Source organism: Affinirhizobium lemnae, assembly GCF_022968395.1.
GTDB lineage: Bacteria > Pseudomonadota > Alphaproteobacteria > Rhizobiales > Rhizobiaceae > Neorhizobium > Neorhizobium lemnae.
The window spans coordinates 41,952-63,426 of the sequence record NZ_JALJQZ010000023.1 but is presented as its reverse complement, the minus strand read 5'-3'; the positions used below and the strand labels follow the sequence as shown (position 1 = coordinate 63,426).

Below are 21,475 nucleotides of genomic sequence, written 5' to 3'. Positions count from 1 at the left end.
GCAGGCCACCGTAGTAAACGACACCAACGCCCGCTGCCTTCATCTTCGAGACGAGTGCGGAGAAATCCTTGTCGCCAGCCGTGATGCCTTCGTAGATGGCTTCCTTCACGCCCAGCTTGTTCATGGCCTTCTTGGTCTCGTCGGCAAGACCCTGACCATAGGTCGTCTTGTCGTGGATCACGGCGACCTTGGCGCTCTTGAACTTCTCGGCAATATACTTGCCGGCCACTTCGCCCTGCTGGTCGTCACGGCCGCAGGTGCGGAACGTGTTCCACAGGCCGCGCTCAGTGAACTTCGGGTTGGTGGATGCAGGCGTTACCTGCAGGATGCCGTTTTCGGCATAGACTTCGGCGGACGGAATCGAGACCGACGAGTTAAAGTGACCCACCACGAACTGCACGCCATCGGCCACGAACTTGTTGGCAACCGAAACGCCCTGCTTCGGGTCGGACACGTCATCACCGAGAACGATCTTGATCTTCTCGCCGTTGATGCCACCGGCAGCATTAATATCTGCTGCAGCCTGTTCAGCACCTTTCTGGATCTGCGCACCAAAAGCAGCATTCGGCCCGGTCAGCGGCGCCCCAATACCGACCACGACATCAGCCCATGCAGAGCTACTCATCGCAATGATAGCAGAAAAAGCAATTCCAGATAGAAGAGGATACTTCATGAGTTTCTCCAAAAATATACATCGAATAAAACAGTTACGGCGCGAGACCAAAGCCTCACGCCGCAAACATCAATGCGCAATACAACTCTAAGTAGAAGTTAGCCTTCTGTCAAGTCTTAGAACGCCAAGAGAACGGTGAACTTTTTTCATAGAGCCAGTAGTAATTTTGACTCATCTGCTCCGTGCGACGATGACGGAACCCGGCAAAGGCAAACACCAGAAGAATAGCGACATCCAGCAGGTAGAAACCAATGCTGAGGAACGGTCCCTGAAAGAGCGAGAAGTGCAGGAAGCGCATCATCACGCCCAGCAGGAACGTATATGCGATAACCAGCGGCGGATTGCCCCAACCATCGGCCACGGCACGACCCGTGCGCCAGGCAGTCCAGAAACCGATGAGCAGAACCACGAAGCGAAGCGCATAGCGTGCGCCGGTATCGCTCTCAAAGAAAAGACCTTGCATTGTCAAACCCTCCTTGCCACGGCGCTCAATGACGTCCGCCTTCGAGATAGGCGGCGCGAACTTCCGGATTGGCGAGCAACTCCTTGCCGGAGCCGCTCATTGTCACCCGGCCATTCACCATCACATAGGCGCGATGCGACAGCTTGAGTGCCGCAAACGCATTCTGCTCCACCAGGAAGACGGTCAGGCCTTCCTTCTCGTTCAGGATCTTGATGGCCTCGAAGATCTGCTTGACGATCAGCGGAGCAAGCCCGAGAGAAGGCTCGTCCAGCAGCAGAAGCTTGGGACGTGCCATCAGGGCGCGACCAATAGAGAGCATCTGCTGCTCGCCACCGGACAATGTGCCGCCACGCTGGCTCTGACGCTCCCGCAGGCGGGGGAACAGCGCGAAAATCTTTTCCACATCCTCCTGGAAGTATTTCAGATTATCGAGCCCTGCGCCCATCTGCAGGTTTTCATAGACCGTCATGCGCGGGAAGATGCGACGGCCTTCCGGCGATTGCGCAATGCGCAGCCGCGCAATTTCATGCGTCGGCACGCGGGTGATATCGCGACCGTCGAATTCAACGCTGCCGTGACGTGCCTGCGGGCTACCGCAGATCGTCATCATCAGCGTCGACTTGCCAGCGCCATTGGCACCGATAAGACTGACGATTTCGCCCTTTTTCACATCGATATCAACACCGGCCAGCGCACGAATGTTGCCGTAATAGGTCTCGACGCCGGAGACCTTCAGAAGAGGTTCGCCAGACATCAGTGCGCACTCCCGTCGAGTTCTTCATGAATGACTTCTTCCACCTCGTCGTCCTCGACGCCAAGATAGGCGGCAATCACCTTCGGATCATTCTTGACGTGATCCGGCGTGCCGTCAGAAATCTTCTGACCATATTCCAGCACCACGACATGGTCGGAAATTTCCATGACCACCGACATGTCGTGCTCGATCAGAAGGATCGACGTACCCGTCTCGTCACGAATGCCGTTGAGCAGCACGTTGAGCGCGAGAGACTCTTTCGGGTTCAAGCCGGCCGCCGGCTCGTCCAGGCAGAGCAGTTCAGGCCCCGTGCACATGGCGCGCGCGATTTCCAGACGACGCTGGGCGCCGTAGGAAAGATCGCCCGCCGGATCGTCGGCACGATCGATGAGATCAGCCCGTTCGAGCCATTGACGCGCCGTTTCGATCGCGGCTTCCGCCTCGCGCTTGTAGGACCCAAGCCCGAGCAGACCCATGACTGTATAGCCGGACGCCTTCATCAGCTTGTTGTGCTGCGCCACCAGCAGATTTTCCAGCACGGTCAGGCCACCGAATAGCCGGATGTTCTGGAAGGTACGCGCGACCTTGGCCTGCTTGGTGATCTCGAAATCGGACAGTCTCTCCAAGAGGTACTGGCCACCACCACGCTGGGTCAGGGTGATCATGCCCATTGTCGGCTTGTAAAAACCGGTGATGCAGTTGAAGACAGTCGTCTTGCCCGCGCCATTCGGTCCGATCAGCGCGGTGATATCACCGCGCTTGACCTGGAAGGACAGGTCGTTGATCGCCATCAACCCGCCAAAGCGCATCGAGAGATGCTCGACATTCAGGATAGTGTTTTTGTTCATTGTCTGAGTTCCGGAGGTCATCAGCCATGCCCCTCCTTGGTGAAGCTTCCGGAAACGGCCTTGCGCTCCTTGAGGAAGGCCGTCGGTTCACGCGAGCCGACAAAACCGCGCGGCTTGAACAGCATGACCACGACCATGGCCAGACCGAAAATCAGCATCCGGTAAAGTTCAGGCGTGAAATCGTCACCGAAGACGTGCTTCAGGAATTCCATCTCGCGCAGGAGTTCGGTACCGCCAACCATGACGATGGCGGCGACAGCAATGCCGGTTAGCGACCCCATGCCACCCAAAACGACCACCGCCAGGATGACGGCAGATTCCAGGAAGACAAAGCTTTCCGGCGACACGAAGCCCTGGCGAGCCGCAAAGAACGACCCAGCAAAGCCACCAAACATCGCCCCGATGGCAAAGGCCGTCAGCTTTGTTTTCACCGTATCGATGCCGAGCGACCGGCAGGCGATCTCATCCTCGCGCAACGCTTCCCACGCACGGCCGATGGGCATGCGGCGCAGTTTCATGGTCACATAGGCCGTCAACATACAGAGGCCGAGAATAACATAGAATAGGAAGATCTTGTAGTAAGCCGAAGACATTGGCAGACCGAATGCCTTGGCAAAGTTGTTCGGAGCACCAACGTCAAAGGAATAGATGCCGAACACGGATGCCTTCGCGATACCGGAAATACCAGCGGTACCGCCCGTGACTTCGGTCCAGTTCATCAGCACGAGGCGGATGATTTCACCAAAAGCGAGAGTGACGATGGCGAGGTAATCACCACGGAGCCTCAAGACCGGGAAGCCGAGAATGATACCCCAGAAGGCCGCCAGAATACCGGCCAAGGGCAGAAGGATCCAGAAGGACAGGCCGAACTGGTCCGAAAGCAGGGCGTAGGAATAGGCGCCCACCGCATAGAAGGCCACGTAGCCAAGGTCGAGAAGACCGGCGAGGCCGACAACAACGTTCAGACCCCAGGCAAGCATCACGTAGATGAGGATCTGGATACCGAAGTTGTCGACAAACTTCAGTGATCCCTGCACGCCGCTCAGCATGATGGCAAGCGGCGGATACAGAACCAGGGCAACCAGAGCGATCTTCAGGAAATGGGTGTGAAAGAAACCTTTCTCGGAAGAGATCTCCGGAATGCCGGCCTTGGCCTTGGCCAGCTTGCGCCGGTCGATATGCGGCTTGATGAAGCCGACAACAAGGAAGCGACCGAGAGCGGAGGCGATCACGAAGATAGCCAGCAGACCCCAGCGGGTGCGCCAAACCAGCTTGTTGTCGATGTTCTGATAGGTCTCGATCCCCACATAGAGGAGGAACATTCCGAAGGCCAGCAAGCCCGCAAAAAGACCTTCCTTGATGGCCTTGGCCATCAGGCCGGACGAGTCTTCACTCGTCGTAACAGGAGAGTTTGCCATAATCTTACACCTTCTCCACTTCAGGTCGGCCCAGAATGCCGGTCGGCTTGAAAATCAGCACGAAGGCAAGAATGGCGAAAGTTGCCACGTCCTTGTAGGCGATGGAGAAATAGGCAGACCAGAGGGACTCGATCAAGCCAATCAGAAGACCACCGAGCACTGCGCCCGGGAGCGATCCAATGCCGCCGAGAACGGCCGCTGTGAACGCCTTGACGCCTGGAATGAAGCCATCGGCAAACGACGCCACGCCGTAATACATGAGATACATCGAGCCAGCGACAGCCGCGAGCGCCGCACCCATGATGAAGGTGATAGAGATCGTGCGGTCCACATCCACGCCGAGCAGCGCTGCCATCTTACGGTCTTGCTCGGTCGCACGCTGGGCGCGACCGAGTGGCGTCTTGTTGACGATGTACCAGAAGACGAACAGGAGAACGGACGTCACCAGAACGATGAGGATCTGTTTGAGTGAAATCGTCACATCACCGAAGTGATACACATCATTGACCAGCGGAGGGATCGGCTTGTTGCGCGGCCCCTGCGTAACCTGAATGAAGTTCGACAGAACGATGGACATGCCGATCGCGGTGATAAGCGGCGCCAGACGGAAGGATCCGCGAAGCGGCCGGTAGGCAACGCGTTCGATAGTCCAGTTCCATAGGCTCGTCACGAGCATTGCCACGATAAGCATCACCAAAAGCGCCAAGGCGACCGGAATGCCCGCAAGGAATGTCGTAAGAATGAGGAAGACGATCAGTGCGGCAAAGCCACCAAGCATGAATATATCGCCATGGGCGAAGTTAATCATGCCGATAATACCATAGACCATCGTATAGCCGATTGCGACTAGGCCATAGATCGATCCAAGAGTCAGCCCGTTCAGGAGCTGCTGGATGAAGTACTCCATTAATTTTCCCCCGCAGCGCGATCAGGCTAAGCCATCGCGCCTCAATATGTTTGGCCCTTATGGGTTCTTAACATTGGCCCGATTGATAACGTTTTCGTTCGAAATGTGAAGCAAAAAAGACAGCTGCGGCAAATCTTCCAACAACCTCTTCTTAATCTGACGTTAGAACGAACAAAGATACTAGGAAAGCGGCAGCCACTGCCGAAAAACTATCCGCTCTCCAGTCGTCCCGGGCGCCCTCGAAATCTCGGGCATAAGTGGGTTTCAGTGTTGCCGATAGGTTTGGGCCCAACGGAACATCGTTACGATTCTTCGTATTTTTACACTTTACTAAAGTATAGACAAGCATCCGAAGAGTAGAGAGCACACAAATCGCCACCCTCTATCCATGCCCTTATGATTAGCCCCACTGGAGATGGTTGGCAGCAGCTTGGTGAACCATCTTCGGAACTGTTCACACCCGGAGATCAGAAAAATGGATAAGAGCCCGCGACTTTCATTACCATATGTATTGCCGTTCCAGGCACAGAAGCACCTGACCCACAACGACGCCCTGGACCTGCTGGATTGCCTGGTTCAACTCACCGTCGAGATGGAGTCTCAATTCCCTCCGACAGATCCGCGGAACGGGGCGTGTTACGCAGTGAGCCCGGGCGCGACGGGTGCGTGGTCTGGCCATGATGGCATGATTGCAACGCTGAGAGATGGGTCCTGGAGCTTCTGGCAGCCATTGCCCGGGTATCGGGCATGGTTTCGAACTGAGGCTGCCCTCAAGGTTTTCGATGGCGTGAACTGGATCAGGCCGGCCCTGCCCCAGGTGCTGACCCCAAAGAAGCTGGGCATCGACGCAGCACCGGATGATTACAACAGGTTTGTGGTGTCCTCCCCCGCCGTTCTGCTGAACCATGCCGGCAATTCGCACCGGGTTACCATCAACAAGGCAGCCATCGGTGATACGGCCTCCATCCTGTTCCAGAGCAACTGGTCCGGCCGCGCCGAGATGGGCCTTGCCGGTTCGGACAGCTTTTCGTTCAAGGTGTCTTCCGATGGCGTCAGCTGGAATACGGCACTGCACATACGCCCCGACGGCGCTATCAATCAGCCGATGCGACCTCTTGGCCGGGTGCGCAACGAGGCAGGCTCGACTCTGGTGACCTCCGGATCCATCACCGGTTTTTCGACCGTGAGCCTGGAACAGGGAGGCATCTCGCTTGGCAGCACGCTTGCGGGTGGTGGCAAACCGGTGATCGTTCCCATCGAGGGGCTCTATCAACTCGATCTCAAGGTCACGGTTTCAACGACCAGCGCCTATCGTGTGAGCCTGAACAGGGAGACCGGGGAACCTTTGACGACACTCCGCTTCCCCTCGTCCGCTCCCGTCAGCCTGTCCGGCTCGACGGTCACCTATCTCGCTGCAGGCGAGAAACTGGTTCTCGTGCATCAGGGAACAGCGACCGTGACAGAAGGTCCAGCAGAAACAGAGCTGACGCTAATACGCCTCTGATTTCGACACCTTAACAATCTGGATCCGTTTCCAGTCGGTGCGGGTCCAGGAGCAAGCGGCTTCAATCAGCAACCTCATGTATATCAGTATTTGTTGATTTAAAAAAGTAGCGCGAGACTCCACGCAATAATTTCGTCGAGGACAGTGATTCGGACAATTTGCCTTTTCGATTTAGTCAATTGTTAAAGCTGCGGCGCTACGGTCGCTCTCGTGGTCTTGTGTAATGTAGAGAGTCCAATGACCGAAATGATCCGTCCACGAGTAAAATATGTCATCGGCCCCGATGGCAGCCCCCTGACGATTGCTGACCTGCCCCCGGCAAACACGCGCCGCTGGGTTATCCGTCGTAAGGCTGAAGTGGTTGCAGCGGTGCGTGGTGGCCTTTTGAGCCTCGAGGAAGCCTGCGCACGCTATACTTTGACTGTTGAGGAATTCCTGTCCTGGCAGTCTTCCATCAATGATCATGGCCTGGCAGGCCTGCGGACGACGCGGATCCAGCAGTATCGCCACTAACCGGGCATGACAGGCGCATTTGCGCCTTAATATCCCCTGGCATTCCAGGGCTTTTTGCATGCGCCTCATCAAGGCGCGCGTTCTTTTTCGCGCTCGCTATTCGCATCACGTCAGCCATAGACCACTTCGACAGATGCGTTAGCGCCCGCTCGGGATTAAGCCCTCCCCCCTTCTTCCGGTTCCCCTGCGTGCAGTTGCGCTGCATTGCTGCGGGGTCTTGACCATTTACCGTCCAAGACCCAATTCTCCAATCCAAAAAGAACCATGATGTGTACTAGGCGTCCTGCACTTATCGGTCGGGCTTGCGCCAATGGAGACAATCATGAATATCACGCAAGGCGAAACGGGCTCGGATGGCTTTTACAAGGCGCAACTGGACGGCCATCACGGCGAGCTGACCTATTCGCGAACCTCCCCTCGCCTCATAATCAACGATCACATACCGGTGGACGATGCACTGCGCGGCCAGGGAGCTGGTCAGGCACTTGCCGAGTTTGCAGTCGCGCAAGCGCGCACGAAGGGCTGGAAAATCATTCCACTCTGCCCCTTCTTCAAGGCACAGGTGGAAAGACATCCTGACTGGCAGGATATTATTCATAGATAGGTCGTCAGCCCGGCACGGGTCCTTATCCAGATCATGCGGATAACATACAAAAAGCCCACGCCAGGTTTACCCTCGCGTGGCTTTAGTCTTTCTTTAGAACGGTTCGGACGAGCTCAGGCGCGAACCCGAACCGTAGCGTCACGCTCTTCAAGCGCCGTTGCCTTTGCGTGTTCCGCCTGGGCTTCTTCAAGCGCCAGTTCGGCTGCATCCTGCTGCACCTTCAGCTCCTTAATGGAAACCTGAAGGTTGTCAGCCCGCTGACGAGCCGCCTTTGCAAATGTTGGATATGCAAAGTGATTCGGATCGGAAATTCCCGATTTCTTCTCTTCCAGCGAAATCTGGTGCTCCAGCTCCTTCGCCATCCGTTCGAATTCGGCCATCATCATCTGCAACTGTTGCAGCTGTCTTCGTTTCTCATTCACCTGAAATTCCTTCAGGCGTACAAGGCTGTCACGCGTCTTCATACGCAATACTCCCGTGGATAGCGAGACCCCGGCCATTTCACTCTCTCAAACCCTGAGTCCGCAGTGCAACACTTGGGACATAAAAATTGCCGCGCCGTTAATTATTTTTCCCGCGCGGTAACCTTTCATTTACGGGCATCATTAATGATAGGGACGATCATTTAAGGGTCCGTAAATGCCATGGCCGAATTCGGCCGACGACAATGATGAGTCGTATGAATCACTTAGGGGAATTTCCTCCCAAAAAGATTCAGGTATGGCGCTGGCAGATTCACGAGAGAAATCAGGCGAATACCAAGTTTGTTTAACGAATTCCTATGCCTTGCCAAAGGGAGTCAGAGTTTGTTAACCAATTGGTGTCAGCTTCCAAATCAGGCAACGTCTGGATCCGTTTCGCGTTAGGGGGCAATCCACACCTTCGCGGCGGTTAAGGGGAAAATTATGCGGGTTCTACTCATCGAAGATGACAGCGCGACTGCCCAGAGCATCGAGCTGATGCTTAAGTCCGAGAGCTTCAATGTTTATACGACCGACCTCGGGGAAGAGGGCGTCGACCTTGGCAAGCTGTACGACTACGATATCATTCTTTTGGATCTCAACTTGCCGGACATGTCCGGTTACGAGGTTCTTCGTACGCTTCGTCTTTCCAAGGTAAAGACACCTATCCTTATCCTGTCCGGCATGGCCGGCATAGAGGACAAGGTTCGTGGTCTCGGTTTCGGCGCCGACGACTACATGACCAAGCCATTCCACAAGGATGAGCTGGTTGCACGTATTCACGCCATCGTCCGCCGTTCGAAAGGCCATGCGCAGTCCATCATCGTTACCGGTGAGCTGATTGTGAACCTCGACGCGAAGACGGTTGAAGTGGGTGGACAGCGCGTCCATCTAACCGGCAAGGAATACCAGATGCTCGAGCTTCTTTCTCTGCGCAAGGGCACGACTCTGACGAAGGAAATGTTCCTCAACCATCTGTATGGCGGGATGGATGAGCCGGAACTGAAGATCATCGACGTCTTCATCTGCAAACTGCGCAAAAAGCTGGCCAATGCCGCCGGTGGGGCGAACTACATCGAAACTGTCTGGGGCCGTGGCTATGTGCTGCGCGAGCCGGATGGCAGCGAATACGCCGAAACCGCCTGATACGGTTGCCATCCCGCAGATTTCATCAAGAAACGCCCGGAGCTCACGCTTCGGGCGTTTTGTCGTTTGTCCCAGACAGGAAGCTCTACCCAGGCTCGGGCGGCAGCAAGCGGCGCGATACAGGCTAATCTCAGCGGCATAGGCGCAAAGCAGAATGCTCTGCCATCTCACGCTTCAATAATTCATCGATGGGGAAAAGTGCCGATCAGGCAACCTTGGGCAGGTTGGCAAAGACCGATGAGAGGATTTTGCGGTCGAAGGGCTTCAACAGGAAATCATCCGCACCAGCCCGCTTGCCCTGCATCATCTTCTTAAGATCGGCCTCGATGACGCAATAATAGATGCGAACTGCCCTGCCCTGAGGCATTTCACGGACGCCAGCAATCAGGTCTAGCGCACCATCCAGTGCAGCATCCACGATGAGGATCGAAGGGATCTCCGCCTGGCAGCGGGTCATTGCTTCCCGGCCCGAAGTTGCCTCAATGACCAGAAAATCGAGTTCGGTCAGAATGCGCTTGGCAACCGTGCGAACGATGTCGGAACTGTCGGCGATCATCAGGCGCTGCATCGAACCCTCCATTGGACAAAATGGACCAAACCCCGCGCACGTTTTCGCACGCGGGTTGAGGTTATAGAGTTCGCGCTAATGAAAGGTTACTATCGATTAGGCTACTGTACCTTCTGCGATAAAGGTGATGCGGTCTTCGTAGGAAACGTGTTTCAGCTCCATGCCGCATTCGTCGGCCAGAAGTACCGTGTAATAGGGCTGGATGGTGTGTCCATCAATGGCCTCTTCCAGCGTGCCGGAGTTGATTTCCACATACTTGGCCGGCACACGCAGCATGCGGCCCTTCACGGTGATGGAGAATTTGGGGTCGGTCTCAACGTCTTCCAGGACAATGTCCATCGAGCCACCCCGCGGAATGGCGCTGTAGGCCACGAGGAACAGGTTCAGCAGCAGCTTCACTCGGTTCTTCGGAATGATGGCGCGCGGACCGCTCCACGTAACCTCGGTCTTCTTTTCCGCCGCGGCGAAGTCTTTTGCAGCCTTTTCCGCTTCACCGGTGTCGATGGAAGCGCCAACGGAACCGGAGGCACCAAACGCCAGACGGGCAAACTTCAGCCGAACCGAAGCATTGAGGGCGGAGGTACGGATCAGGTCCAGCGCGTCGGCATCGGTGCCGCCTTCGTCCAGCAGTTCAAGACCGTTATTGATGGCGCCAACCGGCGAAATGACGTCGTGGCAGACACGGCTGCACAGGAGCGCCGCCAGATCGGGACCGCTCAGAGTGAGGTTCGGATTCTTCGGCATGGATTCGGTTCCTGTTCCGGTGGCTTCTCGCATGCGCGGCTGCCGCGCATCACGAGGGACTGACATTGCAAGATTGCCCGGACCTGTTCTTCTCAACATGGTTCGGTGTTTCGCCGCCATAATGACACCATTTTTGGTAAACCGGTTGTTAACAGGATGGCAGCAGAATAGTGCAGCCGTGACCCAGGCATACGATTTTCGAACAAACGGACAGGCCCATGATCATCAGAAGACTTTCCGCTGTTGCCCGGCTCGTAGTCGCCACACTCGGCGCAACGCTGGTTTCAATTGTGTCCACGCCCGCACAGGCTCAATCGGGATCGCAATATTCAGTGCAGGAAATTGTCGATGCCGGACATGGCTTCTTCGGCTCCACCAGCGGCGGGCTGGCCAAGGTGGTGGAGAAAGCCTTCTCACAATATGGCTTGCCGAACGGTTACATCCTCGGCCAGGAAGGGTCCGGTGCATTCATCGCCGGTCTGACCTATGGCGAGGGCGAGCTTTACACAAAGAATGCAGGTCAGCACCCGGCCTTCTGGCAGGGACCATCTCTGGGTCTGGACTATGGCGGCCAGGGCGCCCGCACCATGATGCTGGTCTATAATCTGCCGGATATCCAGAGCCTGTATGCGCGCTTTGGCGGTGTCAGCGGCTCCGCCTTCGTAGTGGCAGGGGTTGGGATGACGGCGCTGCGCAACGACCAGATCGTCCTCGTTCCCATCCGCACAGGGCTTGGCGCGCGTTTGGGCGTCAATGTCGGTTATCTGAAGTTCACACAGCAGCCGACATGGAATCCATTCTGATCCCGCTAACTGGCGGTTACACATGCCTCCGTGCAGCGCCATCCTGCCTGTCAACGCAGTTGCACATATTGCTGTCCGGCACGCGATCGGTTAGCACTATCAGACATTGCCAGCCTGCTGTGGATTTTCCGTGATACAATTCGCGCTACTCTTCGGGTTCGGCTTTCTGAGCGCCGTTCTGCTGGTCATGATCCTGGTACCGGCGGTCCATCGCCGCGTTGTCGTTTATACCGAGAACCGTCTGAAGGCGACCATGCCCATCAGCCCCTCCGAAGTGCGGGCGCAGCGGGATATGGCGCGCGCCGTCTACGCCGCCGAAAATGCACGCACGAAGCAGGAATTGCTACAGGAACGGGATAAGGCCGTGGGGTTACAAATCCGGTTCGACAAGCTGGCGGCTGAGGCGTCTGAACTTAATTCCAGCAATCACGAACTGCAAATGCAGGTGCAGGATATGAGCACCGAGGCGGCTGATCTACGCTCGCGCCTGCGTCGCGAAGAAGGCTTCATTCGCCAGCTGAAGGAATCGCTGCATCTGGTCGAAACGAAGGTTTCAGAGCGGAATGAGACAATTGAGGCTCTGGAGCGACGGATCGCCCGTCTAACGGGGGAATTCGACGATCTGCGCCTCAATCTGTCTGCGCGTGAGACTGAGATCGAAAGCAGCCGCCTGCGGGCCACTGCATTGCGCGAGGAACGCGATACGCTTCGAATGGACACGAAACTGCTGACAACGCGGGCGAAAGACGCCGAAATGCGGTTCCAGGAAGCGGAGCGAAAACTGGCACGGCTGGAAAAGAAGCTGGCAAGAGAAACCGCCGCAAAGGCGGATCTCGAAACACGGCTCCAGTGGCGCGAGCAGGAACTGGATCGCATGCGCACGGCCCGCAACGCCGGCGCGGAAGTGGTCCAGCCGGTCACCGGCAACTATCCCTTGCCGCGCAAGAAGCTTCCAGCCAATGCAAGGAAGGCCGCGGCGGCAGCACTTCTCGAAACCACGGATGATGACGAAGACCACATGTTGCCTGTACAGACGCTCGAGAGCGATCTTCGAAGCCGGTCCTCGGCACTCACGGCTCAATTGACGAAGGCGAAGACGAAGAAGGCCCAGGATGCTGTTCGTGCAGAACTCGCCGCCATCGCCGCCGATATGGTTGCCTTGACGGCTGTGAAAGATGGAAACAGCGAAGAGCTGAAAGCCTCGTTGCTTGCCGCGGCCAGGGATAAGCCGGAAGACAGCGACGATCTGAGCCTCGCCGAACGGGCGGCCATGGCCATCGACCGCGTTTCGCCAGCACCGACGGCGGATTGAAAGATCAGCCGAGCAAGTCTTGGCCCCGCGCCATTTCATAAAGCGCTATACCGGTCGCGGTTGCCGCATTGAGGCTGTCCAGCTGTGGCATTTGCGGAATACGGGCTGTCTGGAAGCGCTCCATGATGTGGGCGGGCAGCCCCTCGCCCTCAGTCCCGGTCACCAGTGCAACGCGGTTGACCTTTGGGACTTCCCGGATATCGATCTCGCCACGTGGCGAAAGCCCGAAAATCGCAAAGCCCGCTCGATCCACGGTTTCCAGCAGCGAAAGCGCCGCACCACCGCGTGCAAACGGTACAGATAGGACGGAGCCGACAGACACACGCAAGGCCTTGCGATAGAGCGGATCGCAGCAGGTTTCGTCCAGAAGCAGCGCACTCACCCCAAAGGCCGCAGCGTTGCGAAAGATCGATCCAATGTTATCATGGTTCGAAATACCGCAACAAACACCCACCAAGGCCTTTTCCGGCAGCGCGTTCAAAAGCGCGTCCGCACCCTGTTCCAGCTCACGGGAACCGAGCGCCAGAACGCCCCGGTGAAGGTGAAAGCCTGCGATCTGATCGAGAACCGCAGCAGAGGCGACGTAGACCGGGACTTCAGCGGGAAACGCCGCGAGGATCTCACCGAGACCCTCCAGGCGGTTCTCCAGCAGCAGAAGCTTCTCCGCACGAAAGCGTGCGGCGACTGACATGTGGGCAGCAGCCAGCATGCGCAGCACGACCGTACCTTCCGCGATGAACTGCCGGTGACGGCCAACCAGATCCCGCTCGCGAATATCGCGAAACTCGGCGATACGCGGATCATGCGGATCGTTTATGCGGATGATCTGGCGGGCAGTGTCACGCATGGTCAGTTGGTGACCGTCACATCCGCCACGATCCGGCCAACGGACAGATCGAAGATCAGCGCCTTGCGCTCACCCTTCAGGCTACCCCAGAACAGGATCTGGCTACCGGAACTGGAAACGGACTGGATCTCGAAACCCTGCGGCAAGGCAGCGCGTGCGGAAAGCGGCTGGTCGGCGGGTACCGCGAACCCGGCAGGCGCTGCCAGTTTTTCCGGTTCAGGCCGGTTCTTCACCTTATAGACAACCGCGAACAACACGGCCATAAGGCTGACGATTATGATGCCGCTTGAGACGATCTGCAGACGAACCATCTTCCGCCGAACATTTTCCATCACCGGATCGAGCGGCTCGTCTTCTTGCTGGTGCTCGGTATCATGATTGGCCATCAGTCAGGCGCCCTTGCTGTCAATGTCATCGGAAACAAAGAAATGAATGACCCCTTTAATCAAGGCGAGACGCCAAGGAAAGTGCTGACTGCCGGAGAAGATGCCGAAGGGCGGCTGGATTCGTGGCTGACTGGTGTTCTGGAGGGGGAGTTTTCCCGCAATCGCATCAAGTCGCTGATCGAGCAGGGTGCGGTTCACATTGATGGCAAGCCCTGCCTTGAGCCGAAAAAGAAGGTTCATCCGGGCATGGTCGTCGAAATCGAGGCCCCGGAGCCGGAAGATCCGGAGCCGAAGGGCGAGGATATTCCGCTCGAGGTCCTTTACGAAGACGATGACCTGATCGTGATCGCAAAGCCAGCCGGACTGGTGGTGCATCCGGGTGCCGGAAACTGGACAGGCACGCTGGTCAACGCCCTGATCCACCATTGCGGCGACAGTCTTTCGGGCATTGGCGGCGTCAAGCGACCGGGCATCGTGCATCGTCTCGACAAGGATACGAGCGGCGTCATGGTCGTTGCGAAGAACGATATGGCACATCGCCATCTGGCGGACCAGTTTGCCGATCACGGTCGCACAGGCGATCTGGAGCGCGCCTATCTTGCCCTCGTCTGGGGGCGTCCGCAGCAATTGCGCGGCACGATCGATGCGCCGCTAGGCCGCTCGACGGCAGACCGCACCAAGCGCAGCGTAAAGCGCGAGGAAAGCATCGATGCGCGGGAGGCCATCACACACTACGAGGTGGTGGAACGCTTTCATGAACGGGAGGATTCCACGGCTCTGGCGGCTCTGGTGGAATGCCGGCTGGAAACCGGCCGCACCCATCAAATCCGTGTTCACATGGCCCATATCGGTCATCCGCTGATCGGTGATCCGGATTACGGCGCAGCCTTCAAGACCAAGGCCAACCGCCTGCCGGGCGAGGCACGCGTGGCGGTGAACGGCTTTCATAGACAGGCGCTGCATGCCTATCTGCTGGCCTTCGAACATCCGCGCACGGGCGAAATCATGGAATTCGAGGCACCGATACCAGAGGATTTCGACCTGCTTCTGGACGCTCTTCGCGGATAGCCGACGCGCTCTGCAACATTTCTTGGGCGTTTAGCGAGTCCGCCGGCTCGATTGGGCAAGTCAGACAGCCGTCGAACGCTCTGCGCGGCAAATCGACAGAGCCCACTGACGTGCCATGATCCAGCCAGATTCTGGAGCGTATCTAGCTGTAGACAGGCTTGAACGGTGTAAATTCAATACCTATCTGTCACATGGCGCGGTGCGAGGTCGCCTAGACTCGCGCCGCACAGGCTCGCCAGCGGCAGACGCTTCACGGGAGCCGGTAACGAAGAAAGGGGTGCTCTATGGCCCGCAATACACTTCCGTCCATTACAGCCGGCGAAGCCGGCCTGAACCGTTATCTCGACGAAATTCGCAAATTCCCGATGCTGGAACCGCAGCAGGAATATATGCTCGCTAAGCGGTACAACGAACATGGGGATCGCGACGCCGCACATCAACTGGTGACTTCGCATTTGAGACTCGTGGCGAAAATTGCCATGGGCTACCGCGGCTACGGCCTGCCGATCGGCGAAGTCGTTTCTGAAGGCAATGTCGGCCTGATGCAGGCGGTCAAGAAGTTCGATCCCGAGCGCGGTTTCCGTCTGGCGACCTATGCGATGTGGTGGATCAAGGCCTCCATTCAAGAATACATCCTGCGCTCCTGGTCGCTCGTCAAGATGGGTACGACCGCCAACCAGAAGCGGCTCTTTTTTAACCTGCGTCGTTTGAAGGGTCGCATTCAGGCAATCGACGAGGGTGATCTGAAGCCGGAGCAGGTGCGCGAGATCGCGACGAAGCTAAATGTTTCCGAAGAGGAAGTGATTTCGATGAACCGTCGCCTGACAGGCGACGCCTCCTTGAACGCACCCATTCGCGCTGCAGAAGGTGAATCCGGCCAATGGCAGGATTGGCTTGTTGACGATCACGACAGCCAGGAAGCCGTTCTGATCGAACAGGACGAGTTGGAAACGCGGCGTCGCATGTTGGAACGGGCGCTTAGCGTGCTCAATGAGCGCGAACGCCGGATCTTCGAAGCGCGTCGGCTGTCTGAAGACCCGGTAACGCTGGAGGAACTCTCCGCCGAATTCGATATCAGCCGCGAACGCGTGCGTCAGATCGAAGTCCGCGCCTTCGAGAAGGTACAGGAAGCAGTCCAGAAAGAAGCTTTGGCTGCAGCAAAGGCCTTGCGCGTCGTCGACGCGTAAGACTTTGCAGTCTGAGGACAAGAGGGTCGCCGCTGGCAAATCACAAGCGGATCATGGTCGCCAGGCTAGGTCTCTCATACTTTAATCCTATGGGTTCAAGCGATCTGCCCGTATCGGCTATAAATGGGAGCAGGGACTTCGCGAGATGTTGTTTTCACAGCCTAAAAATTGATAAATGATAATAAATCACGTTATCTACGTAAAAATAGCTCCTTAATTCTTGTGGAGCCGCTTTAAGGTTTCCGTTACCGACCACGCACATATGCTGATAAAACGTCAGGCTGCAAAATTTAGGCTACCCACTTTCGGGTTGTCTTATTTTGGATCAAGGCGATCGTTCAGTTGAGCATAGATCGGGGTCAAGCATGTTTCCTTTCGCATCCAGTACAGACAGCGCAAAATTGGCAGCCATCGACATGCTCACCGCAAATGTCATGATTGCGGATGCCAAATTGAACATCATTTATATGAACGGCGCGGTGCGCGAACTCTTGCAGGAAGCGGAAAGCGAGTTGAAACAGGAGCTTCCTCGCTTCGATATGCGCACACTTCTGGGCAGCAATATCGACATCTTCCACAAGAACCCCTCCCATCAGCGGAAAATGCTGGCAGGTCTCACCAAGCAGCACAGGGCCACTATTCATGTTGGCAACCGTGCGTTTGACCTCATCGTGAATCCGATCAAGCGCGGCAGTACAATAACCGGCTTTGTTGTCGAGTGGGCGAATGCAAAGGAGCGCGTCGAGAATACGGATTTCCGCAAGCAGTTACAGGCGATCAGCCGAGCGCAGGCTGTGATCGAGTTTTCGCCAACCGGTGAAATCATGCTTGCCAACGATAATTTCTTGAAGGTTATGGGCTACACGTTCGCCGAGATCAAAGGAAAGAACCATCGAATATTCCTAACTGCCGGCCAGGAGGGCGATGCAGAATACACGTCACTCTGGACAGACCTCAACGACAACCGCCCGGTAATCGGCGACATCGTTCGCCAGGGAAAGAATGGGCAGGCCATCTATCTCAATGCCTCCTACAACCCGATAACCGATGAGAACGGCAAGGTCGTCAAGGTCGTGAAGTTCGCAACCGATGTCAGCGGTCGCGTGCACGCGGTCAGAACGATCGGCAGTTCACTGGCCAAGCTTGCCGAGGGTGATCTGTCATTCCGTCTGGATGAAGCCTTTAACAAGGACTTCGAGACCCTTCGCCAGAATCTGAACGACGCAGTTTCACGGCTTGGTGAAACGCTCACTGTCGTTTCACGCACCGCCGAACTCATTGATGGTGGCTCGCGCGAAATCAGCGGAAGCGCCCAGGATCTATCCAAGCGTACGGAACAGCAGGCGGCGGCCCTGGAAGAAACCGCCGCGGCACTGGATCAGATTACCGTCAACGTCCGTAACGCCGCCGCCCGAACCGATGAGGCACGCGAAGCCAGCGAAACGGCGGACAAGAGCGCCGCGCATTCCGGCAAGATCGTGTCACAGGCGGTCGGCGCCATGGCTCGGATCGAACAGTCATCGCAGCAAATCTCGAACATTATTGGCGTCATCGACGAAATCGCTTTCCAGACCAACCTGCTGGCGCTGAATGCCGGCGTCGAAGCAGCGCGCGCAGGCGAAGCGGGCAAGGGCTTTGCTGTCGTGGCCCAGGAGGTGCGTGAACTGGCCCAGCGTTCCGCCCAGGCAGCCAAAGAGATCAAGGAACTGATCCGCAATTCGACCGACGAGGTCAATAACGGTGTTAAGCTCGTTAGCGAAACCGGGGAGGCACTGAAAACGATCCAGGAAAACATCATCGCCGTCAACGAGCATATGCAGTCCATCGCCAGCTCGGCACGCGAGCAGTCGACTGGCCTTTCCGAGGTCAATACTGCCGTCAACCAGATGGACCAGATGACCCAGCAGAATGCCGCAATGGTGGAAGAAACCACGGCTGCCAGTGCATCCCTGGCACAGGAGGCCGAACAGCTTCGCCATCTGATTAGCGGCTTCGTGCTTCCCCATACAAAGCAGCGCCCGGCTCACGCTACCGCCAGCCGTCCCGCAGTCGCCCGGCCAGCAACCAGCCATTCAGCCCCGGCACAACCGCGCGCTCCGGCTTCCGCCCCACGTCGCCCAGTTGCACCGGCGGCAATTGGTAACACAGCCCTCAAGTCGGAAGACTGGGAAGAGTTCTGAGCACCGCCATCAATCGATGGTCTAGACATCTACCTCAGGAGCGGCATAACGTTTCAGCCGCTCCTCAAGAGTGCCGACATGCAATTCGAAGAGATGATTGTCGTCGTCGTAGAAGTAGATCGACTGACCCTCTCCTTCGACGCGTGATCTCGGATCTTTCAATTCGAGCCCGAGATCTTCTATTGCCTTGAGGCGCCCATCCATGTCCGATGCCTCGATCCGGAAGGCCACATGATTGTAGCTGCGATGGGAAAGCCCTTCGCCTTCCATGATCGCGATCCAGACCGCCGAGGGCTCGGCGCCAATCAGGAAAAATCGCTCTCGCGACAGCGAGAAACTCATCTCGCCGCTATCATAAACTTTCCGACCTTTGAAAACCTGTGTGACGATCTTTTCCATGCGGTCGAGATCGCGAACGACAAAGGTAATGTGGCTGAGCGCTTGCATCCTTGGCTCCAATTCCGGTTGATGAAAACAGCCTGACCGACGGAAAAGGCAGCATGATGTTGCCTGGAATGAAAAAAACCCGGTCGCTTTTGGCAACCGGGATCTCAAAATCGGACGTATCGAGACTGTTACTGCCCCTGCTGCGAGGCCGCCGCCTGCCAGACGCGGGTGGCCTCATCGAATGCCTTGCGCCCGTCATCGCCCTTCTGCATCGTTAAAAGCGCCCGACGCCCGTTGCTGTAGATGAGAGGAACATCGATCCAGTCACGGCTTCTGATCAGGTCGAGGTTACGCGTACGCGCATCCGGGAAGTCATTCAGCGCGATCATGTGGAAGTCCGGGGTAATCTTGGCCGGTACCGCCACGAGCGGATCGCCCCGATCCTGCTCCGTCTGCTTCATGGAAATCCGCTGCACGCTGTCGATTGAGCCGCCTTCGAAATTGGGCGGGAGCGAGAAGACGAATTCCACAAGATGGCTTGCCGGAAGGGATGGATCCGTATTCCTCTTGAACGTGACAAGCGCCGTCAAACCGCGTCCTGGAATGCTGATACGTCCCTGAACAGCAGGTTCCGTCCTGCCATTTTCGACAGCTTCCTTCTGCAACGACCAGGAGACAGAACCCTCAACCGCGGTCGGTGAAGACTGTCCAACCCGCTCCTCGTAGAGAAAGATCTTGTTGCCCGCCACGGCCACAGTATTGGCGGGCGGGCTGGATGGCGGAACGCCAGGGGCTGTTGCACCTGCTGGAGTGTTAGGCGTGGACGCCCCATTGCCGACTGCGGCATTGCCAGCGGGCGGCTGGGCCGAAGCGGCTGGCGGCGAAACCTGCGCAACGGACTGATTGCCCGCCGCACCGGTTGGACCGCCGGAACCGCTATCCTTCTCGGTGCCATCCGGCATTAGGCGCTGGGTGAACTTCTGCGGTTCACCGGGCTTGGCTGAGCCAGCAGATTGCGCCGCCGGTGTCGCGGCTGCCGTTTGTTTCGCAGGCGGGGTCTGGGTCGCAGGCGTCGCTGTCGGAGCAGTCTGACCCGTCGGCTGGGCTGCCTGTTGAACCGAAGGCGCGGCGCTGTCAGCACCACCGATCAGACCACTCAGGGCGTCACGATTGAGCCAGATGGCATAGCCACCGCCTGCCATAATCGCCAGACCAAAGAAACCAAGTAGAATCCCGACATAGTTGCGCTTTGGCTTCGGCACCACGCGGTAAGGACGAGCGACCGGTTGAGCCATGAGCTCTTCCAGTTCCTGGTTTTCAGCCAGTTGGTCCCTCGGCTTGACATCGGCACCTGGCGCGGCCCGCGCTGCTGTAACGCCCGCGGCACCGGTAACAGCGCCAGTCGCCGCTGCATTAGTCTTGTCATAGCCGATCAGTTCTTCAAGATCGTTCCAGGGATCGACCGCAGATTGCTCAGGCTTCTCCACCGAGGCGGGGTCAGGCTTGGTACTAACGAAATCGGCAAAGGGATCGTCAGGCTCAAGTTCCGACTTTTGGGAAGGAGCTGGATCCAGATCCGGGAAATCCGAAACAGGCGGCATGCGCGCATCAGTGGCAACATGCGTTGGTTCTTCAAAGTGGGCGCTGAACAGCTCGGCGGCCGCTTTGTCATCAAAGGCTTTTGCAGAGGTCTCGCCACGCTCGACATCCTTGTAATCGGCCTCATCGGCCCAGGGATGCTCTTCCATCTGTTGCGATGATCGGGCCGGAACTTCCGGTGTCCGTTCAGGTACCGGTTCCAACTGGCCATAGCCTGCAACGAACGGCGCAGTAGACGGCGCATCGGGCCAGGCGGGCGCGACACTGACGGGCCGTTCCGAGACTGGTGCCTCGTAAGCTTCAACCGGCTCATCAGCGTCAGTTGTTTCGTCACGGGGATTAACTTTGGTTTCCTGCTGCACCCAGGTATTACTGTCGATGACGGCTTCGTCCGTGGTGATGGATGCCTGATCGAAATGACCGTGATGGATTGGCGGTACCGGACGCGCAGTCTCGACGTCGTCCTCATCGGCGAAGGGATCATTGGAGCGTGTTTCTGGCTGCACTCCAGCGGTGATCCTCGCGTCCTCGGAATGATCCGGCTGGTTGTGCTCTGAGGGAGTGTCCGCGACAGGCTGGGTCACCAATTCCGGCTCGACCTGCCTAGCGTAGTGCCCTCCAGCCACATCATAGGGCTGAACCGGAAGGGGTTCCGGCTCGGTCTGCGCGGGATAGTCGCCATAGACAGGTTCTGCCCGGATCTCGTCCTGCGGCTGATGATATGCCTCAGTCTTGGCTTCCTCGGCAGCAGCAGCCTCGGAAGGCTCCTCGTAGGCCTGCACTGGCTCGGCAGGCGCTTCGGCAATGGTCTCATCAGGTTGCGCAGCAGCCAAAGATGCATCGTCATCGGGCGGCGCGGCCTCCCGATGTTCAGCTTCGACATCCCGGATGGCAGCTTCCAGCTTTTCCATCTGTCGACGCAGCATGTCTTCCGAGGGCTGCGGCTTCATGCTTTCCAGCTGTCGCTGAACCGCACCGCGCGCCTTCTCGTAAACCCGGATGCGCATCTCGGGCGTATTGTTCGCCAAGCCATCCACGGCTCGGCGAATAACTGCTACAAAATCAGCCATTGATACTTTCTCTTGCTCACCAGCATTCACGCC

The 21,475-nt window shown here is 57.3% G+C and carries 22 protein-coding genes; 9 read left to right on the top strand and 13 right to left on the bottom strand.

The window, feature by feature from the left end; genetic code table 11:
• The 6 genes from MUU53_RS14870 to MUU53_RS14845 all read right to left on the bottom strand — a co-directional run.
• Nucleotides 1-673, bottom strand: a 673-nt coding sequence (locus MUU53_RS14870; RefSeq protein WP_247261590.1) for a branched-chain amino acid ABC transporter substrate-binding protein, incomplete at its 3' end; no start/stop codon positions are given.
• A gap of 109 nt (nt 674-782) precedes the next feature.
• Nucleotides 783-1,136: a DUF6867 family protein gene (locus MUU53_RS14865; protein ID WP_247261589.1), complete on the bottom strand. Its 354-nt coding sequence runs from the start codon at nt 1,134-1,136 to the stop codon at nt 783-785.
• A 25-nt stretch (nt 1,137-1,161) separates the two neighbouring features.
• The gene (locus MUU53_RS14860; protein ID WP_247261588.1) at nt 1,162-1,890 is read right to left on the bottom strand and encodes an ABC transporter ATP-binding protein; all 729 of its coding nucleotides are present in this window, start codon (nt 1,888-1,890) and stop codon (nt 1,162-1,164) included.
• Entirely contained in the window at nt 1,890-2,759 is an 870-nt protein-coding gene (locus MUU53_RS14855) for an ABC transporter ATP-binding protein (protein WP_247261587.1), read from the bottom strand. The genes MUU53_RS14860 and MUU53_RS14855 overlap by 1 nt, the downstream gene beginning before the upstream one ends.
• Entirely contained in the window at nt 2,759-4,156 is a 1,398-nt protein-coding gene (livM, locus tag MUU53_RS14850) for a high-affinity branched-chain amino acid ABC transporter permease LivM (protein ID WP_247261586.1), read from the bottom strand. The genes MUU53_RS14855 and livM overlap by 1 nt, the downstream gene beginning before the upstream one ends.
• A 4-nt stretch (nt 4,157-4,160) precedes the next feature.
• Nucleotides 4,161-5,063 (bottom strand): branched-chain amino acid ABC transporter permease, encoded by a 903-nt coding sequence (locus MUU53_RS14845; protein ID WP_247261585.1) that lies wholly within the window; start codon nt 5,061-5,063, stop codon nt 4,161-4,163.
• Between the two features lie 475 nt (nt 5,064-5,538).
• Here MUU53_RS14845 and MUU53_RS14840 point away from each other — a divergent pair, with 475 nt between their 5' ends.
• From MUU53_RS14840 to MUU53_RS14830, 3 genes are all read left to right on the top strand, one after another.
• Complete coding sequence (locus tag MUU53_RS14840) at nt 5,539-6,567, top strand: DUF2793 domain-containing protein (protein ID WP_247261584.1); 1,029 nt, start codon at nt 5,539-5,541, stop codon at nt 6,565-6,567.
• A gap of 237 nt (nt 6,568-6,804) precedes the next feature.
• A complete protein-coding gene (sciP, locus tag MUU53_RS14835) occupies nt 6,805-7,080 on the top strand; it encodes a CtrA inhibitor SciP (protein WP_062555519.1) in 276 nt (91 codons plus the stop codon).
• A gap of 322 nt (nt 7,081-7,402) precedes the next feature.
• The gene (locus MUU53_RS14830; protein WP_247261583.1) at nt 7,403-7,684 is read left to right on the top strand and encodes a GNAT family N-acetyltransferase; all 282 of its coding nucleotides are present in this window, start codon (nt 7,403-7,405) and stop codon (nt 7,682-7,684) included.
• A 113-nt stretch (nt 7,685-7,797) separates the two neighbouring features.
• On the opposite strand, the gene MUU53_RS14825 is transcribed toward MUU53_RS14830, so the two are convergent.
• Nucleotides 7,798-8,148, bottom strand: a complete 351-nt coding sequence (locus MUU53_RS14825; protein WP_247261582.1) for a flagellar export protein FliJ — start codon at nt 8,146-8,148, stop codon at nt 7,798-7,800.
• A 441-nt stretch (nt 8,149-8,589) separates the two neighbouring features.
• Here MUU53_RS14825 and ctrA point away from each other — a divergent pair, with 441 nt between their 5' ends.
• Complete coding sequence (gene ctrA / locus MUU53_RS14820; protein WP_062555521.1) at nt 8,590-9,291, top strand: response regulator transcription factor CtrA; 702 nt, start codon at nt 8,590-8,592, stop codon at nt 9,289-9,291.
• Between the two features lie 205 nt (nt 9,292-9,496).
• Here the strand turns inward: ctrA and MUU53_RS14815 are convergent, their stop codons facing one another.
• Together MUU53_RS14815 and chpT are read right to left on the bottom strand one after the other, a co-directional pair.
• Nucleotides 9,497-9,859: a response regulator gene (locus MUU53_RS14815; protein ID WP_247261581.1), complete on the bottom strand. Its 363-nt coding sequence runs from the start codon at nt 9,857-9,859 to the stop codon at nt 9,497-9,499.
• A gap of 96 nt (nt 9,860-9,955) precedes the next feature.
• On the bottom strand, nt 9,956-10,603 hold the full coding sequence (chpT, locus tag MUU53_RS14810) for a histidine phosphotransferase ChpT (RefSeq protein WP_247261580.1): 648 nt from the start codon (nt 10,601-10,603) through the stop codon (nt 9,956-9,958).
• A 218-nt stretch (nt 10,604-10,821) separates the two neighbouring features.
• Here chpT and MUU53_RS14805 point away from each other — a divergent pair, with 218 nt between their 5' ends.
• Both MUU53_RS14805 and MUU53_RS14800 read left to right on the top strand, forming a co-directional pair.
• On the top strand, nt 10,822-11,406 hold the full coding sequence (locus MUU53_RS14805) for a DUF1134 domain-containing protein (RefSeq protein ID WP_247261579.1): 585 nt from the start codon (nt 10,822-10,824) through the stop codon (nt 11,404-11,406).
• Nucleotides 11,407-11,536: 130 nt separating this feature from the next.
• The gene (locus tag MUU53_RS14800; protein ID WP_247261578.1) at nt 11,537-12,718 is read left to right on the top strand and encodes a coiled-coil domain-containing protein; all 1,182 of its coding nucleotides are present in this window, start codon (nt 11,537-11,539) and stop codon (nt 12,716-12,718) included.
• Between the two features lie 4 nt (nt 12,719-12,722).
• Here MUU53_RS14800 and MUU53_RS14795 read toward each other — a convergent pair whose 3' ends face one another.
• Both MUU53_RS14795 and MUU53_RS14790 read right to left on the bottom strand, forming a co-directional pair.
• A complete protein-coding gene (locus MUU53_RS14795) occupies nt 12,723-13,565 on the bottom strand; it encodes a TrmH family RNA methyltransferase (RefSeq protein WP_247261577.1) in 843 nt (280 codons plus the stop codon).
• Between the two features lie 2 nt (nt 13,566-13,567).
• Nucleotides 13,568-13,951 (bottom strand): hypothetical protein, encoded by a 384-nt coding sequence (locus MUU53_RS14790; RefSeq protein WP_247261576.1) that lies wholly within the window; start codon nt 13,949-13,951, stop codon nt 13,568-13,570.
• Between the two features lie 42 nt (nt 13,952-13,993).
• On the opposite strand from MUU53_RS14790, the gene MUU53_RS14785 reads away from it, so the two are divergent.
• From MUU53_RS14785 to MUU53_RS14775, 3 genes are all read left to right on the top strand, one after another.
• Nucleotides 13,994-15,019, top strand: a complete 1,026-nt coding sequence (locus MUU53_RS14785; protein ID WP_247261575.1) for an RluA family pseudouridine synthase — start codon at nt 13,994-13,996, stop codon at nt 15,017-15,019.
• Between the two features lie 284 nt (nt 15,020-15,303).
• Nucleotides 15,304-16,206 carry an RNA polymerase sigma factor RpoH gene (gene rpoH, locus MUU53_RS14780; protein WP_247261574.1) on the top strand — a complete coding sequence of 301 codons (903 nt, stop codon included), beginning with the start codon at nt 15,304-15,306 and terminating at the stop codon, nt 16,204-16,206.
• A gap of 365 nt (nt 16,207-16,571) precedes the next feature.
• Entirely contained in the window at nt 16,572-18,386 is a 1,815-nt protein-coding gene (locus MUU53_RS14775) for a methyl-accepting chemotaxis protein (RefSeq protein WP_247261573.1), read from the top strand.
• 21 nt (nt 18,387-18,407) lie between these two features.
• Here the strand turns inward: MUU53_RS14775 and fosX are convergent, their stop codons facing one another.
• Entirely contained in the window at nt 18,408-18,833 is a 426-nt protein-coding gene (fosX, locus tag MUU53_RS14770; RefSeq protein ID WP_247261572.1) for a FosX/FosE/FosI family fosfomycin resistance hydrolase, read from the bottom strand.
• Nucleotides 18,834-18,961: 128 nt separating this feature from the next.
• A complete protein-coding gene (locus MUU53_RS14765) occupies nt 18,962-21,442 on the bottom strand; it encodes a ribonuclease E domain-containing protein (RefSeq protein WP_247261571.1) in 2,481 nt (826 codons plus the stop codon).
• Nucleotides 21,443-21,475: the final 33 nt, after the last annotated feature.

Coding starts and splice junctions, on each gene's coding strand:
- ctrA (WP_062555521.1), top strand. CDS start 8,590: ATGCGGGTTCTACTCATCGAAGATGACAGCGCGACTGCCCAGAGCATC.
- MUU53_RS14840 (WP_247261584.1), top strand. CDS start 5,539: ATGGATAAGAGCCCGCGACTTTCATTACCATATGTATTGCCGTTCCAG.
- chpT (WP_247261580.1), bottom strand. CDS start 10,603: ATGCCGAAGAATCCGAACCTCACTCTGAGCGGTCCCGATCTGGCGGCG.
- MUU53_RS14825 (WP_247261582.1), bottom strand. CDS start 8,148: ATGAAGACGCGTGACAGCCTTGTACGCCTGAAGGAATTTCAGGTGAAT.
- MUU53_RS14805 (WP_247261579.1), top strand. CDS start 10,822: ATGATCATCAGAAGACTTTCCGCTGTTGCCCGGCTCGTAGTCGCCACA.
- MUU53_RS14790 (WP_247261576.1), bottom strand. CDS start 13,951: ATGGCCAATCATGATACCGAGCACCAGCAAGAAGACGAGCCGCTCGAT.
- MUU53_RS14765 (WP_247261571.1), bottom strand. CDS start 21,442: ATGGCTGATTTTGTAGCAGTTATTCGCCGAGCCGTGGATGGCTTGGCG.
- sciP (WP_062555519.1), top strand. CDS start 6,805: ATGACCGAAATGATCCGTCCACGAGTAAAATATGTCATCGGCCCCGAT.
- MUU53_RS14830 (WP_247261583.1), top strand. CDS start 7,403: ATGAATATCACGCAAGGCGAAACGGGCTCGGATGGCTTTTACAAGGCG.
- MUU53_RS14860 (WP_247261588.1), bottom strand. CDS start 1,890: ATGTCTGGCGAACCTCTTCTGAAGGTCTCCGGCGTCGAGACCTATTAC.
- MUU53_RS14815 (WP_247261581.1), bottom strand. CDS start 9,859: ATGCAGCGCCTGATGATCGCCGACAGTTCCGACATCGTTCGCACGGTT.
- livM (WP_247261586.1), bottom strand. CDS start 4,156: ATGGCAAACTCTCCTGTTACGACGAGTGAAGACTCGTCCGGCCTGATG.
- MUU53_RS14855 (WP_247261587.1), bottom strand. CDS start 2,759: ATGACCTCCGGAACTCAGACAATGAACAAAAACACTATCCTGAATGTC.
- rpoH (WP_247261574.1), top strand. CDS start 15,304: ATGGCCCGCAATACACTTCCGTCCATTACAGCCGGCGAAGCCGGCCTG.
- fosX (WP_247261572.1), bottom strand. CDS start 18,833: ATGCAAGCGCTCAGCCACATTACCTTTGTCGTTCGCGATCTCGACCGC.
- MUU53_RS14845 (WP_247261585.1), bottom strand. CDS start 5,063: ATGGAGTACTTCATCCAGCAGCTCCTGAACGGGCTGACTCTTGGATCG.
- MUU53_RS14795 (WP_247261577.1), bottom strand. CDS start 13,565: ATGCGTGACACTGCCCGCCAGATCATCCGCATAAACGATCCGCATGAT.
- MUU53_RS14785 (WP_247261575.1), top strand. CDS start 13,994: ATGAATGACCCCTTTAATCAAGGCGAGACGCCAAGGAAAGTGCTGACT.
- MUU53_RS14775 (WP_247261573.1), top strand. CDS start 16,572: ATGTTTCCTTTCGCATCCAGTACAGACAGCGCAAAATTGGCAGCCATC.
- MUU53_RS14865 (WP_247261589.1), bottom strand. CDS start 1,136: ATGCAAGGTCTTTTCTTTGAGAGCGATACCGGCGCACGCTATGCGCTT.